14 protein-coding genes are annotated in these 11908 nt (G+C 36.1%); 5 read left to right on the top strand and 9 right to left on the bottom strand.

The window, feature by feature from the left end; all coding sequences use genetic code 11:
• Window positions 1-26 precede the first annotated feature (26 nt).
• A complete protein-coding gene (locus MHB40_RS04585; RefSeq protein ID WP_342534048.1) occupies window positions 27-1004 on the bottom strand; it encodes an AraC family transcriptional regulator in 978 nt (325 codons plus the stop codon).
• Window positions 1005-1182: 178 nt separating this feature from the next.
• On the opposite strand from MHB40_RS04585, the gene MHB40_RS04580 reads away from it, so the two are divergent.
• The 3 genes from MHB40_RS04580 to MHB40_RS04570 are packed head-to-tail and all read left to right on the top strand — an operon-like array spanning window position 1183 to window position 3965.
• The gene (locus tag MHB40_RS04580; protein ID WP_342534047.1) at window positions 1183-1791 is read left to right on the top strand and encodes an MptD family putative ECF transporter S component; all 609 of its coding nucleotides are present in this window, start codon (window positions 1183-1185) and stop codon (window positions 1789-1791) included.
• A 12-nt stretch (window positions 1792-1803) separates the two neighbouring features.
• A complete protein-coding gene (locus MHB40_RS04575) occupies window positions 1804-2472 on the top strand; it encodes an energy-coupling factor transporter transmembrane component T (RefSeq protein ID WP_342534046.1) in 669 nt (222 codons plus the stop codon).
• The gene (locus MHB40_RS04570) at window positions 2445-3965 is read left to right on the top strand and encodes an energy-coupling factor ABC transporter ATP-binding protein (protein ID WP_342534045.1); all 1521 of its coding nucleotides are present in this window, start codon (window positions 2445-2447) and stop codon (window positions 3963-3965) included. Before MHB40_RS04575 ends, MHB40_RS04570 begins: the two co-directional genes overlap by 28 nt.
• A gap of 87 nt (window positions 3966-4052) precedes the next feature.
• Here the strand turns inward: MHB40_RS04570 and MHB40_RS04565 are convergent, their stop codons facing one another.
• The 5 genes from MHB40_RS04565 to typA form a co-directional block, all read right to left on the bottom strand.
• Entirely contained in the window at window positions 4053-4847 is a 795-nt protein-coding gene (locus MHB40_RS04565; protein ID WP_342442621.1) for an ABC transporter permease, read from the bottom strand.
• Window positions 4840-5607, bottom strand: coding sequence for an ABC transporter ATP-binding protein (locus tag MHB40_RS04560; protein WP_205441719.1), 768 nt, complete (start codon window positions 5605-5607; stop codon window positions 4840-4842). Before MHB40_RS04560 ends, MHB40_RS04565 begins: the two co-directional genes overlap by 8 nt.
• A 1-nt stretch (window position 5608) precedes the next feature.
• Window positions 5609-6601, bottom strand: coding sequence for an ABC transporter substrate-binding protein (locus MHB40_RS04555; RefSeq protein WP_342534044.1), 993 nt, complete (start codon window positions 6599-6601; stop codon window positions 5609-5611).
• A gap of 283 nt (window positions 6602-6884) precedes the next feature.
• Window positions 6885-7283 (bottom strand): YlaH-like family protein, encoded by a 399-nt coding sequence (locus MHB40_RS04550; RefSeq protein WP_342534043.1) that lies wholly within the window; start codon window positions 7281-7283, stop codon window positions 6885-6887.
• A gap of 30 nt (window positions 7284-7313) precedes the next feature.
• Window positions 7314-9158 (bottom strand): translational GTPase TypA, encoded by a 1845-nt coding sequence (gene typA / locus MHB40_RS04545; protein WP_205441715.1) that lies wholly within the window; start codon window positions 9156-9158, stop codon window positions 7314-7316.
• Between the two features lie 138 nt (window positions 9159-9296).
• Between typA and MHB40_RS04540 the strand changes: the two genes are divergently transcribed.
• Entirely contained in the window at window positions 9297-9482 is a 186-nt protein-coding gene (locus MHB40_RS04540) for a DUF5325 family protein (protein ID WP_205441707.1), read from the top strand.
• Window positions 9483-9524: 42 nt separating this feature from the next.
• Here the strand turns inward: MHB40_RS04540 and MHB40_RS04535 are convergent, their stop codons facing one another.
• Both MHB40_RS04535 and MHB40_RS04530 read right to left on the bottom strand, forming a co-directional pair.
• Complete coding sequence (locus tag MHB40_RS04535) at window positions 9525-10319, bottom strand: inositol monophosphatase family protein (RefSeq protein WP_205441705.1); 795 nt, start codon at window positions 10317-10319, stop codon at window positions 9525-9527.
• Between the two features lie 214 nt (window positions 10320-10533).
• Window positions 10534-10731 carry a hypothetical protein gene (locus MHB40_RS04530; protein ID WP_205441703.1) on the bottom strand — a complete coding sequence of 66 codons (198 nt, stop codon included), beginning with the start codon at window positions 10729-10731 and terminating at the stop codon, window positions 10534-10536.
• 125 nt (window positions 10732-10856) lie between these two features.
• Between MHB40_RS04530 and MHB40_RS04525 the strand changes: the two genes are divergently transcribed.
• On the top strand, window positions 10857-11483 hold the full coding sequence (locus MHB40_RS04525) for a DUF1054 domain-containing protein (RefSeq protein ID WP_342534042.1): 627 nt from the start codon (window positions 10857-10859) through the stop codon (window positions 11481-11483).
• Between the two features lie 124 nt (window positions 11484-11607).
• Here MHB40_RS04525 and MHB40_RS04520 read toward each other — a convergent pair whose 3' ends face one another.
• A complete protein-coding gene (locus MHB40_RS04520; RefSeq protein ID WP_205441699.1) occupies window positions 11608-11895 on the bottom strand; it encodes a UPF0223 family protein in 288 nt (95 codons plus the stop codon).
• Window positions 11896-11908 lie beyond the last annotated feature (13 nt).

The raw sequence follows: 11908 nt of genomic DNA, 5'->3' as shown, positions 1-11908 counted from the left end.
GCTTTCGTTTTGTTCAAAGACATGTGTTATTTTTTAAATTTTTTTCGATACTGTAATGGTGTCTCTAAATAAGTACGTTTAAAAATGGTCGTAAACTTGCTCGGATTATCATAACCAACCTCTAATGCAATAGCCAATATAGGTATAGTTGTGTCTTGTAATAGTTCTGCAGCCTTTGCCATTCTTCTTTTTTGAATATAACGGTATACTGTGCAACCAACGATATTTTTAAAGCCCACTTGTAAATCAGCTAAAGCTATATGATATGTCTGAGCTAAAGCTTTTACTTGAAGAGATTTACAATAGTCCTTGTCAATTTGTTCCTTTATTTGATGAATTCTTGAATCGTGACAGCAAGCCAATGTATTTGTACATACACTACTAGAATTTTGATTAATACTATGTGTTAAAAATTCCAATGTTTTGGTCTTTATTAATAATTGATTTAACATATTCTCTTCAAAATTCCCTAATAATTGTTTCGTTAACATTTGATGAATGGGTGTACTTTCTTGTTTATAAATATGACCATTTTCTGAAAAAATGGTCTGAACAAAATTTCTCCATTCCTCTAATATATTTCCATTATCACTACATAGAGATTTACGCATCACTTCTACATCCATACAAACTGAAATACCTGTTAAATTCTCACAAATAAAATCATAATATGGCAGTGGTTTTGAAAAATTAAAAAATAGTAAATCATGTGGGCTAAAAACCATCCATTCATCACTATTACTACAGCGCACTTTCCCTAGCCCCTTTACCAAAGAAGTAATTTCAATTAAGTGACATTGATGATAAGGAACTTTACCTGCTTCTACTTTATACGTACAATCTCGAAAAATAGATATTTCAATTCCTGGCTCTACCATACAACGCTGTAACAATCCACTACCACTGGGCTGTTGTATGACATATTGTGTACCTAGCCAAGTATGACGTATATGCTTGACGTTAGTTGAATGAGCGTAACATTTAGATAGAATATTTTCACACATCTCGTACCTCCTAAATGATAATCACTCTCAATTATATAAAAGGAATCTGCATACTGCCAACTTTAAAAATGAATATATATTTTTTCTTTTGGAGCAATTTTCTTATGTAATGGGGTAGCTTGCTTAATTGAGAAATATTATCATTTAGAAAAACAATTTAGAAGCGAGGTTATTAGGTATGAAGACGTCCAAATGGCAGGCAAAAGATTTGATTACAATTGGTTTGTATACTATTTTAATTTACATTATTAATAATGTAATTAGTATTATTTTAAGTCCGATCATGCTTTACATCTATCCTTACATGTCAGGTATTTGTTTATTCTTTTCAAGTATTGTGTATTTATTGATGGCAATTCGAGTAGGCAAAAAAGGTACTCTATTACTTATGGCTACGGTTACAGGCTTTATCTATACGTTGATGGGCGCACCACTGATGCTACCATTCTTTATAGTTGCAGGTATTGTTGGTGAATTGACTCTGTTAAGTGGCGATGGTACACAATATCGTCAAGTTAAAAGACAGGCTGTTGCTTATGGAATTTACGGTATTTTATTTGGCTCTGGCGCCTTTGTTATGATTTATGTACTAGGAACTGAGTTTTTCGAAAGTATGAAATATACAAAATCCTTCATTGATCGTATTCTTGAATATGCTTATTCTCCACTTTGGATGGCATCTGGGCTTGCCGCTTCCTTTTTCTTATCCTGGTTAGGCTGTATGATTTCAAAAGGTATTTTAAGCAAGCATTTTGTAAAGGCCGGCTATATTAGCTATCAGTCCTAATGGTGATTGCATATGAAGTTCGATGCTCGTATACAATTTTTCATGTTATTACTTTGCAGTATCATTGCTCTATTTATCACTGTAGAAAGTACGATATTACTTATTTTACTTGCATTAATAACCTTATTATTACAGGGCTTATACACACATTTTTTTACTTGGCTTTTCATGGGAGGCTTAATCGGCATATTTTATTACTTAATCCAATTAAATCCGCAATCTATTTTTAATGTCTTTAGCTTTTTACTATTTATCTCAATCAAATTATTGCCAGCACTTATCATTGCTTCATCTTTAAGCACGATACCTGTTGGAAAATTACTAGCCAGTCTACAAAAGTTAGCTATACCTAATAGCATACTTCTAACATTTACTGTTGCTTTACGCTTTTTTCCTATATTACGGATGGAATCAAAAATTATCAATGAACATGCCAAAATCAGAGGTATTTCCTATAGGCAGATAAAAAATTGGATAAAGCCAAAGCAATTATTTGAATATACAATCGTCCCTTTACTCATGAGAACAATTAAATTAGCAGATGATTTAAGTGCTGCAGCTACTACAAGGGGAATTGATGCACCAACAAAAAAAAGCAGCGTGTACGCTATACAATTTGGTTACTATGATTACCTTGCCATACTGCTACTATTATGCATGATACTAATTCCATTTATTTAATAACGAAACAAAAGAACAATTACGAAAGGAAATTACATGTGATTGCCTTAACAAATGTTAACTTTCAATATAATTCGGAAAACCCCTTGCTTAAAAATATATCTTTAACCATTAATGAAGGTGAATTTATCGTTTTAACCGGTCCTTCTGGGTCAGGAAAAACAACATTAAGCCGTATTATTAATGGCTTAATACCACATTTTTATGATGGTCAATTACATGGGCAGGTTACAATTAACCATACATCTCTTTTAGATCTACCAATGTGGCATTTAAGCCAATGGGTGGGAAGTGTCTTTCAAGATCCTAAAGCACAATTTTTTACAGCTAATGTTTATAATGAGATTGCATTTGAGCTTGAAAATCATGGGATACACCAACAAACTATTGCTAGACGAGTTGAAGATGTCTGTGAGCAGATGACTTTAAACACGATAAAACATCAATCATTGCCTTCACTTTCAAGTGGACAAAAGCAAAAGGTAGCCATAGCTGCAGCAACAGCGATAGAGCCACTAATTTATGTAATGGATGAACCCTCTGCTAATCTTGATTTACAGGCAACGAATATCCTACAAAATGAACTACTCCGCCTAAAAAAAAGTGGAAAAACCATCATTGTAGCTGAACATCGTCTGTACTACCTGATGTCTTTAGCGGATCGTATTATTTATATGGAAGATGGTCAAATTCAGCGGGAATATAGACCAGAGCAATTACTAGCATTATCTGCTCAACAATTGCAGCAATTTGGTTTACGTTCTCCCTCACTTACAAATGGATATAAAAAAACTATACCTTCTAGGGGTAAAGAGCCTGTCGTAACAAGTATGAATTTATGCGTTAGCTATAATAAGATTCAGGCTTTGGATTACCTACAATTACATTTACAAAGTGGTGAGGTATGTGCTCTAATTGGTCAGAACGGGGCAGGTAAAACAACACTTGCTCGTACTATAGCTGGACTTATTAAAGAAAAAAAAGGAGAAATCCGTATCCACGGTGATGTAAAAAATGCAAAGAAGCGTTTAGAGGATGTTTGGCTAGTTATGCAAGATACAGTTTATCAATTATTTACTGACAGTGTATGGAACGAGCTATTATTAAATAAACCATTAAGAGAGGAAACTTTAGAATATGCCGAAGATTTGCTAAAATCATTAAAACTATGGCACTTAAAGGACCAACATCCTGCAACACTTTCAGGCGGTGAAAAACAACGCCTTGTGTTGGCAATTGGCTTAATGCAACACGCCTCTATTTTCATCTTGGATGAGCCAACATCAGGATTAGATGGTTTTAATCTACAGCGTGTAATCGAGATTATTCAGCAACTTAAGGAAAGAAACTGCCATATTCTTGTTATTACCCACGATTATGAGCTTGTTGCAGGAGCATGTGATCGAATTATTAAATTACAATCTGGAAAAATTACGGATGACATTGCAACAGAGAACTTATCTTTTGAAGATATTGTACATATCATGCAATAGCAATTTTCCATAACGATAAAAGCGAGGAATCTCACAATGCTGAGATAAACCTCGCTTTCATTTTTTCAATTTAGGAGCCACTTCACCTTATGCCTTATTCTTTATGATTATCTTTTCAATCAGCTCCACCACTTGATACATAATGGTTGCAAAAAAGGCAATGATTAGAAGTGACATAAGGACAAGGTTAAAATTAAATACTTGGAAGCCGTAGATAATTAAATAACCGAGTCCTTTTGAAGCTACTAAAAATTCTCCTACAATAACCCCTACCCATGATAAGCCAACATTCACTTTCAAGGTTGAAATGATCGTAGGAAATGAGGCTGGCAAGATGACCTCACGAAAGATTTGCCATCTTGTTGCCCCAAATGTTTGTAACACTTTACTATAATTTGGATCGACACCTTTAAATGCTGTATATACTACTATGGTTGTAATAATGATGGAAATTAAGGCACCCATGGCTATGATGGAAAAATAACCTGGACCTAGCGCAACAATCAAAATCGGACCAAGTGCAACTTTTGGCATCGCGTTTAAAATCACTAAATATGGATCGAGTACTTTTGATAGGAGTGGAGACCACCACAAGACAACAGCTATCAATGTTCCTAATAAAGTCCCAGCTATAAAGCCAATCACGGTCTCCATTAATGTAACACTAACATGCAATGTTAAAGACCCATCACTGACTTTTTCAATAAATGTATGCCATACATGAGTTGGTGAGCTAAAAATTAAACGATCAATCCATTCTAGTCTTGAAAGTAGCTCCCATCCCCCAAAGAAAATAAGGAGAATAATAAGCTGATATAATCGAACGAAGCGTTTTTCTTTTTTTAACAATTGCTGATATTGTTTAAATAATGTGTTATCCAAGGCTCTCCAGCTCCTTCCAAATAGTTTGGAAAATATCTGAATAGGCTGGATGCTGTCTTACATCAAAAGGTGATAGATCACTAAGGGCTTTAGGTATTTCAAACACCTTGTGCACTGTCCCTGGGTTTGCTGAAAATAGAAATACACGCTGACTCATCGCGATTGCCTCGCCAATATCATGTGTCACAAGAATAGCGGTCTTTTTATAAGCTTTTAAAGTTTCCACCACTAAATCCTCAAGCTTTAATTTCGATTGATAATCTAACGCAGAAAACGGTTCATCTAATAGTAAAATTTTAGGATTTACAGCTAAGGTACGCGCAAGTGCTACACGTTGTCTCATACCTCCAGATAATTCTCGAGGATAATTGTTTCCCACATGAGGTAATCCTACTTCCTGTAACAACGCATTGGCAGTTACTTTATGTGTTTTATGGCTACGCTCCATTATTTTTAAGCCAATTGTGACGTTTTCTTCAATGGTCTTCCAAGGAAATAAATAGTCCTGCTGAAGCATATAGCCAATACTAGATTGATTACTTGCTGATAGCTTTTCACCATCTATATAGACATTGCCTTCAGTTGCAGGGAATAATCCTGCAATGATTGATAATAATGTGGTTTTACCGCAGCCACTCGGCCCAATAAACGAAACAAATTCTCCTTCATGAATGGCTAAACTGATATCACGTAATACTTCCTTTGCCTGTGTGCTTGAAAAATAACTATGGTGAATATTCTCCAGCTGTAAAAATTCCATATTACTCAGCAGCCTTTTTGGCAAAGGTTGTGTTCACAAGTTTTTCATACTCCACTCGTTGAGGAAGTTCACCTGCTTCCTCCATAATTGTTTGCAAGTTATCCCACTCCCCTTCATCAAGGATTGGGTCAGTGGCATAAGAGCCTTGTGCTTTATACCGCTCAATGACTGTTTCAATTATCATTATATCTACATTTTCAAAATACGGTTGAATAATCTTTGCTACCTCAGCAGCACTCTCATTTTGTACAAAATCCTGTGCTCGTTGTAATGCATTTGTAAAAGCTTGAACAGTTGTAGCTTCATCCTTTAAATAACTACTTTTGGACATAAAAGATGTGTAAGGGAGATTACCAGACTCTGTTCCAAACGAAGCTACAATATAACCTTTTCCTTCTTTCTCGAAGACACTTGCAGTAGGTTCAAACAATTGTACATAGTCACCAGTACCTGATGCAAAAGCTGTAGCAATGTTAGCAAAATCAATATTTTGAATGAGCGTTAAATCATTTACAGGGTCAATGCCATGTTTTTTCAACACGAATTCACCTGCCATTTGTGGCATACCACCTTTACGTTGCCCCAAAAATGTTGAGCCCTCCAATTGATCCCACGAAAAATTATCCATCTTATCTCTTGCCACTAAAAAGGTACCGTCCGTTTGTGTTAACTGTGCAAAATTTTGAATGGGATCATTAGCACCTTGTAATGTGACATAAATAGACGTCTCCGACCCAACTAAAGCTATATCAATTCCATCTGACAGTAACGCCGTCATCGTTTTATCGCCACCTGCAATCGTTTGTAGCTCAACAGAAAGACCCTCCTCCTCGAAGAATCCCTTCTCAAGCGCTACATATTGAGGCGCATAGAAAATTGAACGAGTTACTTCTCCTACTTTGACTTTTTCTAGCTCTGCTTTATTACATGCCGTCAAAGAAAGGAGTAACAAAGCAATGACACCTAATAATAAACCTTTTGTAAGCCAACGCATTCCCTTTCCTCCTTGATATGATGAAAATAAGCCTATCGACATTAACTTATTCACATAAGGAGATTTCGGTGCCTATCAATTTATTTTGAAGCAGTAATATTTTGGTGCTAAAAAAGTAGAAGACTCTCCCCTCTAACGGAAAAAATGGATGCTTGTAGTGTTTTTTTAGCAGGTGTACAAATTTTGAGGAGAAGATATACATACAAAAAAACAGCCTTAGCTTAAAAATCGCTAAGACTGTTTATCACACGATAAAAAGTTCTTATTACAAAGTACGTAATTGTTACTGATTGGTAGCTTGTCGCTCTTCTCTTTTTTCACGCCATAATCTTGTTTTATAAACAATTAAAATTAAGGCCGCTACGATCAAACCTTCGATCATTGGCAAGAATAGGGCGAAAAACGTAAGCATGATACAACCTAAAAATAGGAACGCATAAATAATAATGTTTTGAGATAGTTTTAATTTCTTGGCAAAGCCTAACTTATAGACAATGGCAGAAAGTGCAAATACAAGAAGAAATACAACATAGCCTGCAATTTCATAGCTTGGTAAATTTTCGTATAAAAATCTAGTTATACCCGCCATTCTTCCATAAACTCTTGTTGTTTCATCGGAACTTGTCTGTGCAGCAACTTGAATAACATTTAGTTCACCCAATAAAGCGGACTTAATATCCAAGACTCCTCTTCCTTTCATGTCAGCGGAAAATTATTGTTCTGCGTTACGTAATTTTTTCGCTGCTTTCTCACGTTCATTTTTATCAAGAATTTTTTTACGCAGACGAATAGATTCCGGTGTGATTTCTAAGTACTCATCATCGCCTAGGTATTCAAGCGCTTCTTCTAAAGATAAAATACGTGGTTTTTTAATAACATTCGTTTGGTCTTTATTTGCTGAACGGATGTTTGTTTTTTGTTTCATTTTTGTGATGTTTACAGTGATATCAGCGTCACGAGTATTTTCTCCAACGATCATACCTTCGTAAATATCTGTACCTGGCTCTAAGAACAGTGTACCACGGTCTTCAATTTGCATCATCCCATAAGTTGTTGATTTACCAGTTTCCATTGAAACTAGTACACCTTGGTGACGTCCACCAATTTTACCTGGTAGTAATGGTTGGTAGCAATCAAACGTATGATTGATGATACCGAAACCTTTTGTCATAGACATGAATTCAGTCGTATAACCGATCAAACCACGCGCTGGTACTAAGAACGTTAAACGAACTTGACCACTGCCGTTGTTCACCATATCAAGCATTTCACCTTTACGTGTACCAATCGATTCAATAATTGAACCAACATTTTCTTCTGGAACATCGATTTGAACGCGTTCGAATGGTTCACATTTTACACCGTCGATTTCACGCACGATTACTTGCGGTTTAGATACTTGTAATTCGAAACCTTCACGACGCATATTTTCGATAAGAATTGATAGGTGAAGCTCACCACGACCTGAAACTGTCCAAGCATCTGGAGAATCCGTATCTTCAACACGTAAAGATACGTCCGTTTGTAATTGCGCACGTAAACGCTCTTCTACTTTACGAGAAGTAACCCATTTCCCTTCACGACCTGCGAATGGAGAATTGTTTACTAAAAACGTCATTTGTAAAGTTGGCTCATCGATACGTAATGGTGTAAGCGCTTCTTGGTGCTCAACAGGACAAACTGTTTCACCAACGTTGATATCTTCCATACCTGAAACGGCGATTAAATCACCAGCTTTTGCTGTCTCTACTTCTTCACGTTTTAAACCGAAGAAACCAAAGATTTTCGTTACACGGAAGTTTTTCACTGTACCGTCTAATTTCATAAGGGCAACTTGTTGACCTACAGAAATTGTTCCACGGAATACACGACCAATTCCGATACGTCCAACGAAGTCATTATAGTCAAGTAGAGCTACTTGGAATTGTAATGGGTCTTCTGAGTTATCAACTGGTGCTGGAATAGCCTCGATAATTTTTTCGAATAGACATTTCATATTTTCTTCTTGTTTAGACGGATCCGCATCCAAAGAAGCTGTACCATTTACACCTGAAGCATAAACTACAGGGAAGTCTAATTGATCATCATCTGCACCTAGCTCGATAAATAATTCTAGCACTTCATCTACTACTTCTAGTGGACGAGCTGAATCTTTGTCTACTTTATTAACAACAACGATTGGTGTTAGGCGTTGTTCCAATGCTTTTTTCAATACGAAACGTGTTTGAGGCATACAACCTTCATACGCATCGACAACTAGTAAAACGCCGTCTACCATTTTTAAAATACGTTCTACCTCACCACCGAAGTCAGCGTGTCCAGGCGTATCAAGGATGTTGATACGAGTTCCCTCATAGTTTACTGCTGTATTTTTAGCTAAAATCGTAATACCACGTTCGCGTTCAATATCATTAGAGTCCATTGCACGTTCTTCAACACGTTCGTTTGAACGGAATGTACCTGATTGTTTTAGTAATTGGTCGACTAAGGTAGTTTTACCATGGTCAACGTGGGCGATAATTGCGATATTGCGAAGATCTTGACGTAAGTTTGTCATTATTCCACTCCATATTCTTTTTTCGAATGTTTAACTGTGATATTATAGCACAAGAAGGATAGAAATGTCCTTATTAGAATTTCCATCATTCTAAAAAATATATTTGATCGACAAATTTTTTATATAGGAGGCTAGGCTATGAATCGTGCAAAAATCGTAATGGCCATCTACGCATTAGCAGCTGTATTAGCAATGTGTGCTATCGGTTACTCTGTTGCAGCTAGTAGTGTATTTGGTGCAATAGCTGGTATTGTGGCTACTTGTGTCATTTTCATGACAGCCTTTAAAATGAAACGTAAACTACGTGCGCAAGGATTACTTTAAGCAACATAAAAAGGAGCTGTCTAGTAAATAGACGGCTCCTTTTTATTCATATGGCACTATATATTTTTCTAATAATTCTTTATGAATAGCCGGATTGGCGATAATAAACGTATCCTGATGAAGGAAATCAAAGCCCTCACCATGTAAATTTGTAGCAACTGCTCCAACTTCCTGAGCAATGATGGTACCCCCTGCAATATCCCATGGTGCTAAACGCATAGAGACATAGGCATCTAATTTACCACTAACCACAAATGCAATTTCCATTGCTGCTGAGCCGTAGGACCGTGTACCTCGAACTTTACGAACCATATCTATCACCTTTTCATGATGAATATGTCGATTAGGTGCTACCCAATGTGCATTAATCCCAATAACAGACTCCTCCATTGTAACAGACTGTAGTTTACGCAATGGTGAATCATTATACCATGCTCCTTGACCTTCGATGGCATTAAACAAATCCTCTCGCATGACATCAAATATGTAACCTAACTTTCCTACGCCATTTACAAAAATACCTATCGAAATCATAAAATGACGATGCTGTTTGACGAAATTCATCGTGCCATCAATCGGATCAATAATCCAAACTACACCATCAAGCGATTTAACCTGCTCGCCCATTCCTTCTTCCCCTAAGATTTTGTGGGTTGGATCAAAAGCTTTAATTTGCTCAATAAAGAATAATTCAGTCTCTCGATCAATATTGGTAACAAGGTCATTTGCACCTGATTTTGTCTCAATAACTAGATTATACGAAAAAGCCTCTCGAATACGTCTCCCAGCTTCAAAAATGATATCTTTTGCAAATTCATCAATTTGTTGTAAATCCACTAATAACCCACCCTTCGAATATAAGAAAAGGCCTTCTATATTTCTCGCTCCCGTATGTCCATGATACCTTTTCCCACTACTTCATAACTTTTTTGCTATATAAAACCTAGTACTACCTTATGATATAATTTCTATTTTACCCTTTGTCACAATAAAAATCACCTGCTGTCGGAATATTCAGCAAGTGATTTTTTAAATGGGTATTAGATTTTGATTACGCATAGGCGTGAAAACTTTCAAGTTCCATCTGAATTTCTGCCAGACGTTTTTTACTTTTTTCAATTTCAGTGTCATTTTTTTCATTCATTGCTGCAAAGAGTGAAGCTAATTCATAATCTAATTCTAATTGTAAAATATGCTCATATTGCTTTTCAATGTCAACTTTACGTATAATTTTTACGATCGGTTTCATAAAAACACTTCCTTTTTTTAATTTTTTTACAAAAACTTTTCTAATTTGATAAAGTTCTTGTTATAAGATTTTTTCCCAAATTCAGCGTAAAATAAACCTTATAAAACGAAAGGAGTAAAATAAAATTGCCAAAAATAAAGTGGACAAACAAAGATTTTAAGGTTTTTACAATAGACGGTTTAGAACAGAGAATGGATGCTTTAAATGTGGATGTACGTCCAAAATTTAATCAGCTAGGAGAAGATTTTTCTGCATATTTCTCCAGCCAATTAGGTGAAGAATTCTTCCCACATGTTGCTAAACATGCTCGAAGAACTGTTAACCCGCCAAAAGATAGCTGGGTTGCCTTCGCCCCCTATAAAAGAGGTTATAAATCATTGCCTCACTTTCAGATTGGTCTATGGCACACACATTTATTCATCGTTTTAGCTATTATTTATGAAGCGCCACAAAAAAATGTTATGGCGGAGCGTTTACTAGCTCATAAACCTTTAATTGAGCAGCTTCCAGATGATTTTATTGTGTCAGGAGACCATATGTCTCCAGAGGCCATTTCTCTCGGAGATGCAAAAGAAGACAAGCTTGAAGACCTACTTATCCGCTTACGAGATGTCAAAAAGGGTGAGTTCTTAATTGGCCGTCACATTCAAAAAGAGCAAGCAACAAAACTAACAGCAAGTGAATTACAACAATTAACAGAAGACACATTTAACAGCTTACTTCCTCTTTACAACGTTATTGTTGGAAAATAGCCCCACTAAAAAATGTGGTTAAGTTCACCTTATAAAGTTTTTTATTGATGTAGTTTATGCAAAATGTCGTTTTTTAACACAAAAAAATAAAAAGTGGATGTGAGTTGACCTCACATCCACTTTTTTATCGACCGTTTCTAGGGGCAACTTTTATGATCATCCCATCTTCGGCTTCCTTTGTTTGCTTTACGACAGGATAGCTAATATAGCCACTTGCCTCTTCAAATTCACGAAATATTGACTTTTCCTGTGCTTGGGAAGGCACAATCTCTTTAAAGCGTCGATATTTAGCCAGCATGACTTCACGCTTGATGCCCTTTTCATAAGCTTTCTCAATCCCCTCGAAGAATTGAACAACATCCACAATCTCCTCTGTGGACCAATCAGTTGAAAACGGATAAGAATATTCCATTCGACAAAACCAC

Origin of the sequence: Lysinibacillus sp. FSL K6-0057 (assembly GCF_038630885.1) — a bacterium.
Lineage (GTDB): Bacteria > Bacillota > Bacilli > Bacillales_A > Planococcaceae > Lysinibacillus > Lysinibacillus fusiformis_F.
The sequence above is the reverse complement of the archived record's forward strand: the minus strand, read 5'-3'. Positions and strand labels throughout refer to the sequence as shown.